Below are 16542 nucleotides of genomic sequence, written 5' to 3' on the forward strand. Positions count from 1 at the left end.
CCGCAGCAACCGCCGCATCCGCCGCCCCGCCGCGCCCGCTCCGCTTGCGGGGCCGGGCGGCGGCGGAGACTGATACGGACGACGGCACTCCGGAAGGCCTGGACGGATGGGCGAGCACGCGGTGCGTCCCGGCGCCGGGACGCGGCACGGCCGACGAGCCGACGCGCCGACGGGATCCGCCCCTCCCCCTCCTGCCCGGCCCGCGCCGGCACCCGCTCCCGATTGGCGCGGCCGCTCCTGGGCACACGTGCCGCGGGAACCACGCGGGCCGGGGCACCGGGCACGGCCCGGGCGTCGGCGGGACCGCTCTGCCAGGCAGGGCGGAGGGGGTCCCGCACCCCGTGTTCGAGTCGCGCGGCTCCTGGGCGTCAGCCACTCCCCGACGAAAGGCAGTCTCATGACGGACACCCCGCCCGCCACCACCACGGACTCCGGCGCACCGGCGGAGAGCGACGAACACTCGCTCACCGCGGGCCCGGCGGGTCCGGTCCTCCTCCAGGACGCCTACCTCATCGAGCAGATGGCGCAGTTCAACCGGGAGCGCATCCCGGAACGCCAGCCGCACGCCAAGGGCAGCGGCGCCTTCGGCCACTTCGAGGTGACGCACGACGTGAGCGCCTACACCAAGGCGGCCGTCTTCCAGCCGGGCACGCGGACCGACCTGGTCGCCCGGTTCTCGACCGTCGCCGGCGAACGCGGCAGCCCGGACACCTGGCGCGACCCGCGGGGCTTCGCGGTGAAGTTCTACACCAGCCAGGGCAACTACGACATGGTCGGCAACAACACGCCGGTCTTCTTCGTCAAGGACCCGATGAAGTTCCAGCACTTCATCCGGTCGCAGAAGCGCCGGGCGGACAGCAACCTGCGCGACCACGACATGCAGTGGGACTTCTGGACGCTCTCGCCGGAATCCGCGCACCAGGTCACCTGGCTCATGGGAGACCGCGGCATCCCGCGCACCTGGCGGCACATGAACGGCTACACCTCCCACACCTACATGTGGATCAACGCCTCGGGCGAGCGCTTCTGGGTGAAGTACCACTTCAAGACGGACCAGGGCATCGAGTTCTTCACCCAGCACGAGGCCGACCAGATGGCCGCGGCCGACACCGACTACCACATGCGGGACCTCTTCGAGCACATCCGCGACGGCGACTTCCCGAGCTGGACGCTGCACGTGCAGGTCATGCCGTACGAGGAGGCCGCGGGCTACCGGTTCAACCCCTTCGACCTGACGAAGGTGTGGCCGCACGGCGACTACCCGCTGATCCCGGTCGGCCGCATGACGCTGGACCGGAACCCGACGGACAACCACGCCGAGATCGAGCAGGCGGCCTTCCAGCCCAACAACCTGGTCCCCGGCATCGGCCCGAGCCCGGACCGCATGCTGCTGGCCCGGCTGTTCTCGTACGCCGACGCCCACCGCTACCGGATCGGCGCGAACTACCAGCAGCTTCCCGTGAACGCCCCGGTCGTCGATGTCCGCACCTACTCCAAGGACGGTGCGATGGCCTACCGCAAGACGACCGATCCGGTCTACGCGCCGAACTCCAAGGGGGGTCCGGCCGCCGACACCGAGCACTTCGGCACGCCGCCCAGCTGGGAGACGGACGGGTCCATCACGCGCACGGCCTACGTCAGCCACGCCGAGGACGACGACTGGGGGCAGCCGGGCACCCTGGTCCGCGAGGTGCTGGACGACGCGGCCCGGGACCGGCTGGTCGACAACGTGGTGGACCACCTCCTCAACGAGGTGACCGAGCCCGTGCTGCAGCGGGCGTTCGAGTACTGGTCGAACATCGACAGGACCATCGGCGACCGCATCGCCAAGGGGGTGCGGGCGAAGGCGGGCGAGAAGGACTTCAAGGCCGCCGAGCAGCGCAATCCGGCCCGGCAGTCCATGCAGGACAAGGCCTGAGTCCTCCCGCGGTTCTCCGCTCCGACGGGGCGTGCGCCGACCGGCGCACGCCCCGTCGCGCATGACCGGCGGGACTCCGTCGCAGGCGGTTGCGCCGAGGTCGCGGCATGGGCTCGTCGGAGTGCGGGCTGTTAGCATCCGGGCGTGCGTTGATCTGCGGTGCGGTGGCCTCGGCCGCCGCGGACGGAGTGACCGCCCTCTCGTCGACCGGACGTCGAGGGCGGCTCGGCATGTCTCCCGTCAAGCAGTCCGGAGGTCCGCACGTGTCCGCACCGCATCCGATGACCTATGAGGCGTTCCTCGCGCACGCCACCGCCGACCCCGACGTCGTCGGTCTGGTCCTCAAGGGTTCCCACGCCCACGACGGCATGCCCACCCGGCACTCCGACCACGACGTGTACGTCGTGGTCACCGACGAGGCGCGGACCGGCCTGCGGGGACTCGACGGTTTCCGCTCCGCCCGGCTGGACCTGGTCGTCGTGACGGTGGCGGAGTTCGACCGGCTCGGCGGCTGGGAGCGCTACGCGATCGCGCGGGCCCGGGTCCTGCTCGACCGGCTCGGCGGGCGCATCGCGAGGATGGTGACCGCCAAGGGGCGGCTCGGCGCCGCGGAGGCCTCGCGGGTCGCGGCCGCCCGGCTGGACGCCTACGCCAACTCTCACTACCGGTCGCTCAAGAACGCCCGGGACGGGCATCCGCTCGCCGCGCGGCTCGACGCGGCGGACAGCCTCGGCTTCCTGCTGGAGCTGCTGTTCGCCCTCGACCGCCGTCCGCGCCCCTACAACAAGTACCTGGAGTGGGAACTGGACCGGTTCCCGCTCCCGGGGTGGGACGGGCACGAACTCCTGGCCACGCTCGGACGGATCACCGGGGCCGGTGGCACGGACGTGCAGCGAGAGCTGTTCGGCAGGGTCGAGGCCGCGGCGCGCGGGGCGGGACACGCGGCGACGCTGGACGCCTGGGGCGACGACCTCGCGCTGATGCGTCCGCGGCACCGCGGCGCGTTCGCTGACGGCCAGCCATGACAGTCACTGACATCGCATGTTACCTTCGATGACAGCGGCTGTCATCGAAGGTCTCGGTGCCGCGCCCGTCACCCGTACCCGCACCCGGTCCCGGACGGGCAGCCGCCGTACACCGACATACCTGGAGGAATCTCATGCGTGTTTTCGTCACCGGCGCCTCCGGCTGGATCGGCTCAGCCGTCGTTCCCGAGCTCATCGGGGCCGGACATCAGGTCGTGGGACTCGCCCGTTCGGACGCCTCGGCCGAGGCGCTCACCGCGGCCGGGGCCGGCGTGGTCCGGGGCACCCTGGACGACCTCGACGTCCTGCGGCGGGCCGCCGCCGACTCGGACGGGGTCGTCCACCTGGCCTTCAAGCACGACATCGCGTTCTCCGGCGACTTCAAGGGCGCCGGCGAGGCCGACCGGCGGGCCGTCGAGGTGATCGGCGAGGCGCTCGCCGGGTCCGACCGGCCGTTCACGATCGCGTCCGGTACGCCCGCGATCCCCGGGCACGTGGCTACCGAGCGCGACGGCCACGACGCGGACCGGGCCGCGGCCGCCCGGGGCGACGCCCAGCACATCCGGGCCGTCACCGCCGAGCTGACCCTCTCCCTGTCCGCCCGCGGTGTCCGCTCCTCGGTGGTACGGCTGGCGCCGACCAATCACGGCGAGGGGGACAACGGGTTCGTACCGGCCCTCATCGGGATCGCCCGCGGCAAGGGCGTCTCCGGGTACATCGGCGACGGCGCCAACCGCTGGTCGGCCGCGCACCGTCTCGACTCCGCGCGCCTGTTCCGCCTCGCGCTGGAGAAGGCCCCGGCGGGCTCGACGCTGCACGCCGTCGCGGAGGAGGGCCTGCCGGTGCGGGACCTCGCCGAGGTGGTGGGCCGGCAGCTGGGCCTGCCGGTGGTGTCGGTCCCGGCCGCGGACGCGGAGGCCCACTTCGGCTGGCTGGCGGGGCCCCTCGCGGCCAACCGCGCGGCCTCCAGCGTCCTGACCCGCGAGCTGCTGGGATGGGAGCCCGTCCAGCCCGGGCTCGTCGAGGACCTGGAGCAGGGCCACTACTTCAAGTAGCCCGGTGGCCTCCCGCGGCCCCGGCTGCCGCGAGGGGCCCCGGGCCGGGCCTCAGACCAGCTCGGGCTGAGGCTCCGCGGGGCGCGGCGGTTCCGGCTGCCGCGCCGGCACGGCCTTCGCCTCCCACCGCCGGGTGGTGCGCAGGTACCCGAGGACCACGGAGGCCGTCACGAGCAGAAGCAGCGGCCCGGCGGCCCACGGGTACTCGGCCATCTCCCCCGGCAGGTACCGGTAGGACACCAGCAGCACCGCGAACACCGTCGTGCCGTACGCGACCAGCCGGACGGCCGCACCGTCCCAGCCCCGCGCGGACGCCCGCATCGCGGCCTCGACCGTGAGCGCGAAGACCACCCCGGCGAGGAGGTCGGCGCCGTAGTGGTAGCCGAAGCCCAGGGTCGCGGTGAGGGTGGCGACCAGCCAGAACGCGCCCGCGAAGCGCATGCCCCGGGAACCCCTGCGGGAGTGGACGAACAGCGTCGTGGCCCACGCCGTGTGCAGGCTGGGCATGCAGTTGCGCGGGGTGATGTCGTCGAACGGGATCGGGTGCGGCGCACCGGCCGGCGGCAGGGTGCCCGGCCACAGGTTGGCCACCGCCCACTGACCGCCTTCGGCGCCGTAGGCGAAGACCGGTCCGACGACCGGGAAGACCATGTAGACGGCGGGCCCGAGCAGGCCGATGACGAGGAAGGTGCGCACGAGGTGGTGGCTCGGGAACCGGCGCTCGGCCGCCACGTGGCGCAGCTGGTACAGCCCGACGAGGGCGGCGGCCAGGGGCAGCTGGCCGTAGACGAGGTGGAGTACGTGGCCGCCGACCGGCTCGGTGGCCTCGACGAACCGGCCGACCAGCCACGAGGGGTTGCCCAGTGCCTGGTCGGCGGTGGCCACGTACGGGTCGAGCACCGTCTTGCGGGTCTCCGAGGTGATGAGCAGCCAGGTGTCGCCCGTCTTGTGCCCGGCCACAAGGAGCAGGCCCAGCCCGGCGCCTTTGAGCAGCAGGGCCCGTTCGCTGCCCGTGCGGCGCGTCACGGCGACGACCGCGCAGCCGAGGACCACCCACAGCGCGCCGTTGCCGAAGTTCGGGTCAGCGCCGACCGCCCAGCGCGCCAGCAGGAAGACGACGTCGATGCCGATCGCCGCGCCGGCCGCGACGAGGCGCTGGCGCCAGGTGAGCACCACCATCGTCAGGGCGAGACCGGCGTACAGCAGGGGCCCGGAGCGCGGGGAGAAGACCACCTCCCGCGCCTGGTTGGTGATCGGGCCCCGCACGCCGTAGTGGCGCGCGACGATCTCCAGCGCGATGAGGAAACCGAGGGTCACCACACCGGCCGCGGTCCACAGCACGGCCCGCGGCCGGCGCCACGCGGCGAACAGGGTGCCGAGGTCTCTTCGCGAGAGTATTCGTGTCGGTGTGGTCTTCACTTGTTGGCCCGTTTGCTAGGGGTCGGACGAATCGGTAGCTCGTACGGATCGTCACGAGCTCGAACATGCTAACGGCACCGCTTCGCCGACCCCCGGGCCCGCCGTCAGGCCGTGTGCTGGTATGCCGGGTAGGTCAGGTAGCCCGCGTCACCGCCCTGGTAGTACGTGGACTCGTCCACCGGTGCCACCGGCAGGCTCGTGCGCAGCCGCTCGACCAGGTCCGGGTTGGCGATGAAGCCGCGGCCGAAGCTGATGAGGTCGGCCCCGAGCCCGAGCCAGTGGTCGGCGTCCTCACGACCGGTCTGCTTGGGTCCCATCGGCAGCACCGGGTTCATGACGAGCGTGCCCGGCCACACGCGGCGCAGGGCGACCAGCAGGTCCTCGTCGGCGGTGGCCTCAAGGTGGACGTAGGCGATGCCGAGGCGCGACAGCTCGGTCAGCAGCTCGGTGTAGAGGTCGAGCACGTCGGTCTCCTCGACGCCCCAGAACGTGCCCGCCGGGGAGAGGCGGATACCGGTCCGGTCGGCGCCGACGGCCTCGACGGTCGCGGACACGGCCTCGACGGCGAAGCGGATCCGGTGGGCCACCGGGCCACCGTAGCGGTCGGTGCGCAGGTTCGCGTTCGAGGAGAGGAACTGCGAGATGAGGTAGCCGTTGGCGCCGTGCAGCTCGACGCCGTCGAATCCGGCGTCGACGGCGCGGCGGGCCGCTTCGGCGTAGGACCGGGCCTGTTCCGGCACTTCGGCGGTCTCCAGCGCGCGCGGCGTCGGCACGGGCTGCGGCCCGGTCGGCGTGAACACCTCCCCGACGGCCGGGACGGCCGAGGGGCCGACCGGCAGCATGCCCGTGGTGTCGGGGTGCGAGACGCGACCACCGTGCATGATCTGGGCGAAGATCCGTCCGCCGTTGGTGTGCACGGCGGCGGTGACGGGGCGCCACGCGGCCACCTGCTCGTCGGTGTGCAGCCCGGGGGTCCCCGGGTTGGACTGGCCGACCTCGTTCGGATGCACTCCCTCGGAGACGATCAGTCCGGCGGTGGCGCGCTGGGCGTAGTACGTGGCCATCGACGGCGTGGCCAGGCCGCCCCCGGCGGCGCGCACCCGCGACATCGGGGCCATGACCATCCGGTTGGGCAGCGTCAGGCCGCCGAGCCGGTAACTGTCGAAGAGGGACGTCATGTCAGGACTCCTTCGGTCCGCGGGCCCGGATCTCGGGCACGACGGCTACGCTAGAACCTGACACTGACGTCAGAGGCAAGTAAGTGTGCCGCGGATCACAGCAGGGAGCAGGACATGCGGATCGGGGAAGTGGCCTCGCGGGCCGGGGTCAGCGTCCGGTCGGTGCGCTACTACGAGGACCAGGGGCTGCTGGCCAGCACGCGCAGCGCCGGCGGCCAGCGCCAGTACACGGAGCACGAGGTCGAGCGGGTCCAGTTCCTCCAGCGGCTGTACACCGCGGGCCTGTCCAGCCGGACCATCGCCGAACTGCTGCCCTGCGTGGACGCGCCCAGCGAGGCCCATTCCGACGCCGCGCTGGAGCGCATGGCGCAGGAGCGGGACCGGCTGACCGAGCACATCGCCGACCTCGTCCGTACCAGGGACGCGCTCAACGCCCTGATGACGGCCGCCCGTGAGTACCGGGACGCCCAGTTTGCCTAATCACGTTAGGCAAGCTCATAATCTTGCCCGGCTGCCGGGTGAGCGATGCGGAGGACGGGTGTGGCTCGGGTAGGACTGACGACCGAGGGTCTGATCAGGGCTGGGGCCGAGACGGCCGACGAGATCGGCTTCGAGCGCACCACGCCGACGGAGCTGGCCCGGCGGTTCGGCGTCCGCACGGCGAGTCTGTACTCGCATGTGAAGAACGCCCACGAGCTCAAGACCGGGATCGCGCTGTTCGCCCTCGAGGAGCTGGCCGACCTGGCCTCCGAGGCGGTGGCCGGGCGGGCCGGCAAGGACGCGCTGACCGCGTTCGCGAACGTCTACCGCGACTACGCCCGTGAACACCCGGGCCGCTTCGCCGCCACGCAGTTCCCGCTCGACGCCCAGGCGGCGGCCGCCAGTGCCGGGGGGCGGCACTCCCAGATGTCACGGGCGATCCTGCGCGGGTACCGCCTGGCGGAACCGCACCAGACCCATGCCGTGCGGCTGCTGGGCAGCGTCTTCAGCGGCTTCGTCGGGCTGGAGGCCTCGGGCGGGTTCAGCCACAGCGCCCCCGACTCGCAGGAGAGCTGGACGGAGATCCTCGACGCGCTGGACGTCCTGCTGCGGACCTGGCCGACCACGTCCTGACCCGGCGCCGGGCAGGTGCGGCGTCCCCTTCGCGTCAGGACCGCGCGGCGGTGAGGGAGAGTGCGTACAGCGCCGTCGAGGTGAAGTCGTCCGCCGGTTCCACCGTCTGCCAGGCCCGCACGTCGTCGACGTAGCCGGCGCCGTGACCGTCGTACCGCGACCACGGCCCGCCCTCCGGCGCGAAGGAGCAGGGACGGCTCCCGTCGAAGGCGTCCTGCTCCTTCAGCAGGTCCGCGTCGTTGGGCCCGTTGACGACGGCGCCGCGCAGGATGTCGCCGCGGCCGGTGCGGCTCATCGCCAGGTTGGCGACCTGGTGCTGGAGGCAGTGCGGGTAGAGGTCGCCCGCGCCCACGACGAAGCTGGTGCCCCAGGCGTTGGCCCCGAAGACCCAGGCCCGCTGCTGGGCGGCGAAGTCGTCGTACCGGTGGTCGCCGGTGACGCGCGCGTACAGCTCGGCGGTCGCGAGCAGCCCGAAGGTGTTCGGCACCGCGTCGAAGTCGGTGGGTATGACGCCCGAGCGGAAGGGATCCTCGGCCGCGCGCTTTCGCCCCGCCTCCACCTGCCGCCGCAGTTCCGCCTCCAGGGCGGCCGCGAGGTCGGCGTCGGGGTCCGCCGAGGTGAGCACGTCGGCGTGGGCGAGGGCGCTGACGTCGGCGGGGCCCAGGGTGCCGCCGCGCTCCTCGCGCAGGGCCGCGCGGGCCCAGTCGACCGCCGCGCCGCGCCACCGCGAGGCGCGTGCGTCGCCCAGGGCGTGGGCGCCTCGGGAGAGTTCGACGGCCGCCCACTCCATGTCGTCGCGCCAGGAGTGCTCCTGGTAGTAGTCCGCGGGCACGGTGGTGACCAGGTTCCCCGCGTCCGGCCGGGTGTCCGCCCGCGCGTAGACGGCGGCGGCCTTGTCCAGCCACTCGCGGGCCTGTGCCGGATCGTCCTCGGCCCCGGTCTGCGCGGCGAGGGCGAAGGCCGCGGCCACCCGGCCCGCGAGGTTGGGGCTCAGGGGCTCCCCCGGTTCGTTGGCGCGGAAGACGGGCCGGTACTTGAGGAGGTAGTCCGGGTCGCCCGGTCGCACGGTGCGCCGGTCGTCCTGTTCGGGCAGCCGCCACACGTCGTGGTCGCCGCGGACCTCCTGGCCGCCCGACCCCAGCCCCACCTGGGCGTAGAGCGTGCCCGTCTCCCCGTCCCACATCCTGTCCAGCCAGCTCAGACCGTGCCGTGCCTCCTCCCGCAGTCCGGGCACCGCCGGTGTGTCGCGGACGGTGCTCAGCATCTGTGCCACCACGTAGGACGTCGTGTGCGTGAACTTCAGGAAGTCGCCCGCGTCGAACCAGCCGCCCGACACGTCCACGGGCCCGCCGACCTCGGCCGGCGGGCCGGTGCCCGCCGGCTCGTAGACGCGCGCCCGCTCGTCGGTCAGGTGCGAGGGCTCCCGCCCGGTCGCGTCGGCCAGTACGTCCCCGCCGTCCCGCTGGGTGCCGAAGAAGCGCACGCCGTCCGCGCGCAGCGGGTCCAGCAACTGCCCCGCCGGCGCCACCCGGAAGCGGACCTCGGGCTCGCCGCCCGCGCCGACCAGGCGCAGCCGGTAGGTGCCGGTGCGGTGCAGCGAGGAGAGGTCGATGGTGCGCACCGCCGTGTACGTGTCGTTCCAGCCGCCGAGGGAGGGCCCGAGGTCGCCCTGCCCGGCCGTGTCGCCGCGCTCGTCCAGGACCTCGAACCCGGCGTCCGCCAAGGTGTCCCGGTCGCCCATGACATAGGCGAGCTTCTTCTCACCGGCCAGGTAACCGGCCTGGTTGACGCGGATGGCCGCCGGCGCCTCGCCGCCGTCCCCGGAGCACGCGGTGAGGCAGCAGGCCGCCAGGACGGAAGCGGTCACGGCCGACACGGAGCGGGCCGACGATGAGAGGAAGCGGTTCATGGCGGACAGTCTGGTCGATGGCACCACCGCGGCGGGGGCCGAGGTGGTGACCGGGGGCGGGGCGGGGAAGTGGACGTTTGTGCGGGATAGGCTCTGATCCGCCAGCCCACCCGGACCGCCACAGGAGGAGTCGGCCATGGGCCAGAAGGATCCGCGGGAGGCACCGGCCGCCCAGGACACGGCCGAGCGACTCCGGGCGATCGGCGACGAGTTGTCGGACCGCTTCTACGAACGGGCCGACGTCGTACGGACGCTGCTGGTGACGCTGCTGGCCGGTCGGCACTCGCTGATCCTCGGCCCGCCGGGAACCGCGAAGTCCGAGCTGGCCAGGGAACTCACGGGCCGGATCGTGGGGGCGTCCTACTGGGAGATCCTGCTCTCCAAGTTCACCGCGCCGACGAGGATGTTCGGGCCGGTCGACGTCGCCGCGCTCGCTCGCGGCGAGTACCGCCAGGTCTACGAGGGGCGCGCCACCACCGCGCACGTCGCGTTCATCGACGAGATCTTCAAGTGCTCCACGGCGGCGCTGAACGAGACGCTGGGCTACCTCAACGAGCGGATCTACCACCCCGAGAGCGGCGGTGAGCCCGTCCGCTGCCCGCTCATCGGCGCCATCACGGCGAGCAACGAGCTGCCCGACGGCGAGGACTCGGCCGCGATCTACGACCGGCTCCTGGTGCGGATCGAGGTCACGTACCTGGAGGACCCCTCGAACTTCGCCGCTCTGGTCCGCTCCGCCGTCAGCCGCCCGGCCACGCCGAAGCGGACCACCGTGGACCTGGCCGCGCTGCGGCACGCCGTGGCCGAGGCCGTTCCCGCCGTGGAGGTGCCCGACGGGATCGTGGACGCCGTGTGCACGCTGCGGGCCGCCCTGCGCCGCAAGGAGCTGATCGCCTCCGACCGCCGCTGGCGGCAGGCGGTGGGCCTGCTCCAGGCGTCCGCGTACCTCGACGGACGTCCCTCGGTCGCGGAGAGCGACCTGTCGGTGCTGACCCACGTGCTGTGGAACTCCCCCGCCGAACGGCCGACGGTCGAGCGCGAAGTACTGCACCTGGTCAATCCGGACGCCAAGGAGGCGCTCGACCTCGCCGACACCATCGAGGAGCTGGAGACCCAGCTCGACGCCATGGCCGGGCAGTCCCGCGAGGCGCTGAGCGAGTGGGTCATCAAGAAGGCCCACAACCAGCTGGCCATGGCGGGCAAGCGGCTGGAGCGACTGCGCGCGGAGGCGGTGGGCGCGGGCCGCTCCACCACCGCCATCGACCGGGTCACCGGCCGCCAGCGCGCCGTCCGCGCCCGGGTGCTCACCGAGGCCCTCGGGGTGGACGCGAGCACGGTCCAGGCCCAGCTCTGAGCACCGCGGCGGACGGCACCATGGACGAGGACACGGCCACGGGCACGGGCACCGACACGGGCACGGCCACGGACACGGGCACGGCGAGGGACGCGGACACGCACGGGGGCGGAACAGCGAGCCGGCTCGACGTGCTGGCGGACCGCGCCGGAACGTGGCTGGCCCGGTCGGGCGCCGCCCCCGCGCGGCACACCGGGGCCGTGGCCGCGGACCGTTTCGACCGCATGGCCTGGCGCGACACCTACGAGCAGTCGCCCGCGCTGCGCGAGCTGGCGGGTGACCTGGGCGAGCACCACGCGCACACGGCCGACCTGCTCACCGACGTCTTCCTGGCCGCCTACAAGACCGCCCCTCGCCTGCGCGAGCCCGCCGAGCTGGAACCCTCCCGGCTGGTCAACCACCGTCTCGTCGCCGCGCTGCTGGAGTCTGCGGACTTCGCCGAGCTGCACCGGGAGACGGCCGGCGACCCGTACGCCGCGGCCATGGCCGTGCTCGCCCAGGGCAGCGCGCTGCGCCGGATGCTGGAGGACTCCCGGCCCGCCCGGGACCGGGACGAGCGGGCGGAGCGGGCCCGGCGGGAGGCCGAGGACGCGGCGGACGCCGTCGCCGAGGCGCTCCGGCAGGCCGCCGACGAGGCCGGCGAGGACGGCACCGTGCCGGGACCCGCCGCCGACGCCGTACGGCGGGCGGTCCGGGAGGCCGACGCCGCCGGGAGGCGGGCCGCTTCGGACGCGGCCCGGTCGCTCGCCGCGGCGGTCCCCGGCGTCCGTGCCGCCGCGCGCGGTGCGGTGGCGAAGTCGGCGGCGGCCGCGCGGGAGGAGACCGCGCTCATGCGGGCCTGGGGTGTCGGTTCCGGCGAGCTGGAGCGGATGCCGTTCGACGAGCGCGCCCGGCTGGCCGAGCGGCTGCGCACCGGACGGCTCGCCGAGTGGGCCGAACTGATCGGCCGTTTCCGGCAGATGGCCGAGGGCGAACGCGCGCGCAAGGTGCAGAACGCCACCGGGGAGCTGATCGGGGTCACGCTCGGCGACGACCTCTCCCGGGTCATCCCGTCCGAGCTGGCGAACCTCGGACTGCCGGAACTGCGGGCGGTGTTCGCCGCCCGCTACGCCGCCGGGGAACTGATGCTCTACGACAGCCAGGGGGAACAGGCCACCGGCCGGGGCGCCGTCATCGCCTGCGTGGACACCTCGCACTCCATGTACGAGGCGGGGCCCGGCGGCATCACCCGGGAGGCCTGGGCGAAGGCGTGCGCCCTGGCCCTGCTGGACCAGGCCCGTCACGCGGGGCGGGACTTCGTCGGCATCGTGTTCTCCGCCGCCGACCGGCTCCGTGTCTTCCGCTTCCCGGCCGACCGGCCCGCCGGTCTCGCCCGTACCCTCGACTTCGCGGAGACCTTCCTCGGCGGCGGCACCAGTTACGAGCGGCCCCTGTCGGCGGCGGGCGAACTGCTCGAGGCGGAGTTCGACGACGCCGCCCGCACGCGCGGCGACATCGTGATGCTCACCGACGACGACTGCGGTGTCACCGAGACGTGGATGCGGGGCTGGAACGAGGCCAAGCGCCGGCTGGGCTTCCGGGTCTTCGGCGTGGGGGTCGGCTCCCCGCGCGTGGCGGCGGCCGGCTCGGTCCTCGAGGCCCTGTGCGACAACCTCCGTTCCGTCGAGGACTTCACCGACGTGCACGCCGCCGCCGACCTGTTCCGCGTCATCTGAGCCGGCCGCCCGGCCCGGCCCGCCCGGCCGTCACGGCAGTCGGGCCGACCCGGCCCGCGGACCTCACGGCTTGCGCGCCACCGCCCCGTACATCGCGATGTCCTCGTCCCGGATGCCCTGCTCGCCGGTGCCGTCCGGATGCCACTTGTGGACCTGGACGATGCCCGGTGCGACCAGCTCCAGCCCCTCGAAGAACTCGTGCGCCTCGTCGATGGTCCGCAGCCGCATCGGCATGTCGCGCGCCGCGTACTCGCGCGCGACCCGGCCCACCTCCTCGGGGGCGAACTCGGCGGTGCCGATGGTCATGGCCAGGTAGCTTCCCGCGGGCAGCGGCTCCAGGAGGCGGCGGACGATGCCGACCGCGTCGTCCTCGTCCAGGACGAAGTGGACGATGGCGATCACGGTGAGCGCGACGGGCTCGCCCAGGTCCAGTGTCTTGCGGAACTCGTCGGATTCGAGAACGGCTTCGGGACGCTGGAAGTCCGCCTCGACGTACGTCGTCCGGCCCTCGGGCGTACTGGACAGCAGCCCCTGGGACAGGGTGAGGACGATGGGGTCGTTGTCCACGTAGACCACGCGTGACTCGGGGGCCACCGACTGCGCTATCTCGTGCAGGTTGGGCGAGGTGGGGATGCCGGTGCCGATGTCGAGGAACTGGCGGATCCCCGCCTCCTCGGCCAGCCAGCGCACCGCTCGGTTCATCCAGTCCCGGTTGGCGCGCATGTGCACGGGCAGGGCGGGCCATTCCCCGGCCATCGCGTCCCCCGCCTCCCGGTCGGCGGGGTAGTAGTCCTTCCCTCCCAGGATGTAGTCGTAGATCCGCGCCGAGTGCGCGTGTTCGGTGTCGATCCGGTCGGCCGGCCATCCGCTGTCGGACATCGTTCGCCTTTCTCCGTGGGGTCGTGCGGTACGGGTGGAAGTCCTCACAGCTCCTTGCGCAGCGCGCCGAGGAGTTCCTCGGTGCCTCGGGCCGGCACCGCCTGGGCGCCCAGCCGGTCCAGGGCCTCGCGGTGGACCACCACGTCGTCGCCCTTGTCCAGGTAGACGGCGCCCACCAGGCCGCCCAGGTAGACGATGTCGGGAAGTTCGGGGGCCCGGAACCGGAAGAGGTCGAACGCGCCGGCCCGCATGGCGGGGTGCGGGCCCGCGGCGAACGGCATGATCTGGAGCGTCACGTGGGGCAGCCTGCCCACCTCGATCAGATGGTCCACCTGCTGCCGCATCACCTCGGTGCCTCCGACGGGCCAGCGCAGGACCGTTTCGTCCATCACCACCCACAGGCGGGGCGGACAGGAGCGGGTGAGGATCTCCTGGCGCCGCATGCGCAGCGCCACCCGCCGCTCGGTGTCGACCGAGGAGGCGTGCGGGTTGCCGGCGCTCAGCAGGGCCCGCGCGTAGGCCGGGGTCTGCAGCAGGCCGTGCACGAACCCGGCCTCGTAGGCGCGGATGTGCAGGGCCGCCTGCTCCAGGCTCAGGTAGGCCGCGAACCAGTCCGGCATGACGTCGCGGTAGGTGTGCCACCAGCCGCGCTTGTTCGCCTCCCGCGCCGACTTCAGGAAGGTGTCGATCTCCTGCTGGTCGCGGACACCGTAGATCTGGAGCAGCTTCTCGACGTCCGGGAGGCGCAGCCGGGCCACCTTCGCCGCCTCGAGCCGGCGGATCGTGGAGTGGCTCACCCCGATCGCCTCGCCGGCCTGCTCGAAGGTGAGACCGGCGCGGGTGCGCAGCTCCTCCAGCTGTCTGCCGAGGATCATCCGCAGCACGGAGGGTGCTCCGCCCCAGTCGGTCTCCGCGGTCACACCGTCTCCCCTTCGCCGTCCCGCGCCCGGGCCCGGACACGCCAGTCTGTCACGGGCTCAGGCCCGCCGCAGGAGCATGCATCCAGTCAGCTGCAATTTTCAACTTGCCGGTTGCGCAGGGTTGTTGACGGATGACACAGTGGCTTCACCGCCCCCTGCGATTCCCGACCCCTCACCCGGACCGTCCTGCTGGAGACCTGACACCCACCCATGGGGCGATCTCGCCTGACAACGTTCTCCTGCCGTCCGTAGCGGCCAAAGGACCACCCCCCATGGACCTGCAGCACACCCGTGATCCACGTCCGTCCGCAGCCACCGTCCGTGACCGCCCGTGCCCGTCCGGCGCCGCCGCCCGCCCGCCCCGCCGACGCCGACCGGGCCCGGCCCCGCTCAGTCTCCCCGCCGGGCTCCGCGCCGACCTGGGGCATGACGCCGTGGGCACCTCGGCGTCCCACGGCGAACACGTCCTGGCCCGCCTTCCGCGTGCGGGCTGCGTGTTCGCCGACGAGGGGCGCTGGTGGTGGATCGTGCCCTCCGGATCCGACATCGGGATCGCGTGGCCGTCCGGCACCCACTACGTCGTCGGCGACCCGTCCTGGACCCGGCCGCGGCCGGGCGGCGGCCGCCCGGCCGGTCCGCGGCTGGTCCACGGCCCCGACGGCGAATCGCCCTACACCGCGCCCCTCCCGCTGTACTTCCTCGTCTGCGGGCTCGCCGGAGTGGCGCCGCGCTGGTCCCTGGCGCCCTGAGCGGGTTCGCCCCGCGGTCCGGCGCGAGGTCCCTATTCGAAGAACTTGAGACTCCAGCCGATGTCGCTGGTGGGGCCCGGGACGTTGGCCCGGCTGTAGGTGGTCCCGCCCCACCAGCAGAAGGTGCCGGTGTACCAGTACCGGTTCTCCCACGAGTACGGCGTCCCCTTCGCGACCGCGTGGAACATCAGGGGGAACCTGGGGCCGGCGGGCGGGCTCGTGGCGATGTCTCCGTCGAGCAGGACGAAGCTGTGGTGACCGGGCCCGTCGACGTACAGGGTGGGGTCCCAGCCCGCCATCATCGTGGCGCGGTGCGACCCGAAGAGGCAGCCGTTGGACTTGTACCAGTCCCACACGTACGTCGGGTCGCCGCCGGCCCGCAGCCGCAGGTCGGCCAGGCAGTACTGGTCGCTCCAGCTGCCGTTGGCGGAGTAGGCGATGTGCAGCTGACCGTCGGGGTCCTTGACGGGCTCGGGCCCCTCGTTGATGAACGGGTTGCCCACCACCCGCTCCCAGCTCTCCCTCGGTTGCGAGATGACGTACCGCGCCCCGGTCGGTGTGGTCGGGCCGCTCATCCGCGCGATGTAGAGGTTCTGTTCGACGTTGGTGTCGCCGGCCCAGCCCGACCAGACGAACCACCGCTGCCCCTCGAAGGTGAACAGTGTGCCGTCGATGGCCCACTTGTCGTCCGGCAGGGCCAGCTCGCTCTCGGCCGTGTAGCCGCTGTCCGCGGCGGTGGAGCTGATCACGTACATCCGGTGGGCCGCGCCGCGGCCGGCCGTGAAGTAGATGTAGTAGCGGCCGCCGTCCCGGACGATCTCGGGCGCCCACACCTCGCCGCGGCCACGCGCGTCCGACCAGACCTGGCGGGCGGGCGCCGCCGCCAGCGCGGCCGTGGACGCGGCCCGGCGTACGGCGATGCCGCCACCGGTGGACTGCACCGAGACGTAGGTGTCGCCGACCCGGATCACGCTCGGATCGGCGGCCCGCAGCGCGGTCCGGTCCGCCTGCGCGGACCCGGCGGAGGCCACCAGGAGCAGGAGGGCGAGGAGGGCACCGGACACCAGGGAGGCGACGGTGCCGCGAACGCGGCGGGAGAGCTTCCAGGTCCCGTTCGGCGGGCTTCCGGTCAGGGGCGGCATGTCCCTCCGCTTCCACGGGCCGTGATGTACATCGATGGAAGGTGGCAGCGGCTCCAGGATCGTAATTGACGGCGAACATGTCAATGAGCGGACCGCAACGCCCCCGGTACGCACGGCATCCGGCGGGTACCGCCTTCCCCCCGCTTCACCTTCCGAACCTGGAGCG

The 16542-nt window shown here is 73.0% G+C and carries 14 protein-coding genes; 8 read left to right on the forward strand and 6 right to left on the reverse strand.

Annotated elements, in window-relative coordinates:
* The first annotated feature begins 397 nt into the window (after window positions 1–397).
* The 3 genes from Sru02f_RS21820 to Sru02f_RS21830 all read left to right on the forward strand — a co-directional run bounded on the left by Sru02f_RS21820 (window position 398) and on the right by Sru02f_RS21830 (window position 3998).
* Window positions 398–1918 (forward strand): catalase, encoded by a 1521-nt coding sequence (locus tag Sru02f_RS21820; RefSeq protein WP_109032342.1) that lies wholly within the window; start codon window positions 398–400, stop codon window positions 1916–1918.
* Window positions 1919–2181: 263 nt separating this feature from the next.
* On the forward strand, window positions 2182–2943 hold the full coding sequence (locus Sru02f_RS21825; protein WP_244941854.1) for a hypothetical protein: 762 nt from the start codon (window positions 2182–2184) through the stop codon (window positions 2941–2943).
* A 134-nt stretch (window positions 2944–3077) separates the two neighbouring features.
* Window positions 3078–3998, forward strand: a complete 921-nt coding sequence (locus tag Sru02f_RS21830) for an SDR family oxidoreductase (RefSeq protein WP_109032340.1) — start codon at window positions 3078–3080, stop codon at window positions 3996–3998.
* Window positions 3999–4049: 51 nt separating this feature from the next.
* Here Sru02f_RS21830 and Sru02f_RS21835 read toward each other — a convergent pair whose 3' ends face one another.
* Complete coding sequence (locus Sru02f_RS21835) at window positions 4050–5417, reverse strand: phosphatase PAP2 family protein (protein WP_109032339.1); 1368 nt, start codon at window positions 5415–5417, stop codon at window positions 4050–4052.
* Between the two features lie 104 nt (window positions 5418–5521).
* Complete coding sequence (locus Sru02f_RS21840) at window positions 5522–6595, reverse strand: alkene reductase (RefSeq protein WP_109032338.1); 1074 nt, start codon at window positions 6593–6595, stop codon at window positions 5522–5524.
* 114 nt (window positions 6596–6709) lie between these two features.
* On the opposite strand from Sru02f_RS21840, the gene Sru02f_RS21845 reads away from it, so the two are divergent.
* On the forward strand, window positions 6710–7075 hold the full coding sequence (locus Sru02f_RS21845) for a MerR family transcriptional regulator (RefSeq protein ID WP_109032337.1): 366 nt from the start codon (window positions 6710–6712) through the stop codon (window positions 7073–7075).
* Window positions 7076–7135: 60 nt separating this feature from the next.
* Entirely contained in the window at window positions 7136–7708 is a 573-nt protein-coding gene (locus Sru02f_RS21850) for a TetR/AcrR family transcriptional regulator (RefSeq protein ID WP_109032336.1), read from the forward strand.
* Between the two features lie 34 nt (window positions 7709–7742).
* Here the strand turns inward: Sru02f_RS21850 and Sru02f_RS21855 are convergent, their stop codons facing one another.
* Window positions 7743–9617, reverse strand: coding sequence for a glycoside hydrolase family 9 protein (locus tag Sru02f_RS21855; RefSeq protein ID WP_167469559.1), 1875 nt, complete (start codon window positions 9615–9617; stop codon window positions 7743–7745).
* Between the two features lie 136 nt (window positions 9618–9753).
* Between Sru02f_RS21855 and Sru02f_RS21860 the strand changes: the two genes are divergently transcribed.
* Entirely contained in the window at window positions 9754–10971 is a 1218-nt protein-coding gene (locus Sru02f_RS21860) for an AAA family ATPase (RefSeq protein ID WP_109032334.1), read from the forward strand.
* Window positions 10972–10991: 20 nt separating this feature from the next.
* Window positions 10992–12686: a vWA domain-containing protein gene (locus Sru02f_RS21865; protein ID WP_109032333.1), complete on the forward strand. Its 1695-nt coding sequence runs from the start codon at window positions 10992–10994 to the stop codon at window positions 12684–12686.
* Window positions 12687–12749: 63 nt separating this feature from the next.
* Here Sru02f_RS21865 and Sru02f_RS21870 read toward each other — a convergent pair whose 3' ends face one another.
* A complete protein-coding gene (locus Sru02f_RS21870; RefSeq protein ID WP_109032332.1) occupies window positions 12750–13565 on the reverse strand; it encodes an SAM-dependent methyltransferase in 816 nt (271 codons plus the stop codon).
* 44 nt (window positions 13566–13609) lie between these two features.
* Window positions 13610–14485, reverse strand: coding sequence for a helix-turn-helix domain-containing protein (locus Sru02f_RS21875; protein ID WP_109032331.1), 876 nt, complete (start codon window positions 14483–14485; stop codon window positions 13610–13612).
* A gap of 272 nt (window positions 14486–14757) precedes the next feature.
* Between Sru02f_RS21875 and Sru02f_RS21880 the strand changes: the two genes are divergently transcribed.
* Entirely contained in the window at window positions 14758–15234 is a 477-nt protein-coding gene (locus Sru02f_RS21880; RefSeq protein WP_167469558.1) for a hypothetical protein, read from the forward strand.
* A 32-nt stretch (window positions 15235–15266) separates the two neighbouring features.
* Here the strand turns inward: Sru02f_RS21880 and Sru02f_RS21885 are convergent, their stop codons facing one another.
* The gene (locus Sru02f_RS21885; protein ID WP_109032329.1) at window positions 15267–16376 is read right to left on the reverse strand and encodes a glycoside hydrolase family 43 protein; all 1110 of its coding nucleotides are present in this window, start codon (window positions 16374–16376) and stop codon (window positions 15267–15269) included.
* Window positions 16377–16542 lie beyond the last annotated feature (166 nt).

Origin of the sequence: Streptomyces rubrogriseus (genome assembly GCF_027947575.1) — a bacterium.
GTDB classification, from domain to species: Bacteria; Actinomycetota; Actinomycetes; order Streptomycetales; family Streptomycetaceae; genus Streptomyces; species Streptomyces rubrogriseus.

What these genes read in the sequence shown, in the direction of transcription:
- Sru02f_RS21820 (WP_109032342.1), top strand. Translation starts at nt 398, where the DNA reads ATGACGGACACCCCGCCCGCCACCACCACGGACTCCGGCGCACCGGCG.
- Sru02f_RS21830 (WP_109032340.1), top strand. Translation starts at nt 3,078, where the DNA reads ATGCGTGTTTTCGTCACCGGCGCCTCCGGCTGGATCGGCTCAGCCGTC.
- Sru02f_RS21840 (WP_109032338.1), bottom strand. Translation starts at nt 6,595, where the DNA reads ATGACGTCCCTCTTCGACAGTTACCGGCTCGGCGGCCTGACGCTGCCC.
- Sru02f_RS21845 (WP_109032337.1), top strand. Translation starts at nt 6,710, where the DNA reads ATGCGGATCGGGGAAGTGGCCTCGCGGGCCGGGGTCAGCGTCCGGTCG.
- Sru02f_RS21855 (WP_167469559.1), bottom strand. Translation starts at nt 9,617, where the DNA reads ATGAACCGCTTCCTCTCATCGTCGGCCCGCTCCGTGTCGGCCGTGACC.
- Sru02f_RS21860 (WP_109032334.1), top strand. Translation starts at nt 9,754, where the DNA reads ATGGGCCAGAAGGATCCGCGGGAGGCACCGGCCGCCCAGGACACGGCC.
- Sru02f_RS21865 (WP_109032333.1), top strand. Translation starts at nt 10,992, where the DNA reads ATGGACGAGGACACGGCCACGGGCACGGGCACCGACACGGGCACGGCC.
- Sru02f_RS21870 (WP_109032332.1), bottom strand. Translation starts at nt 13,565, where the DNA reads ATGTCCGACAGCGGATGGCCGGCCGACCGGATCGACACCGAACACGCG.
- Sru02f_RS21880 (WP_167469558.1), top strand. Translation starts at nt 14,758, where the DNA reads ATGGACCTGCAGCACACCCGTGATCCACGTCCGTCCGCAGCCACCGTC.
- Sru02f_RS21885 (WP_109032329.1), bottom strand. Translation starts at nt 16,376, where the DNA reads ATGCCGCCCCTGACCGGAAGCCCGCCGAACGGGACCTGGAAGCTCTCC.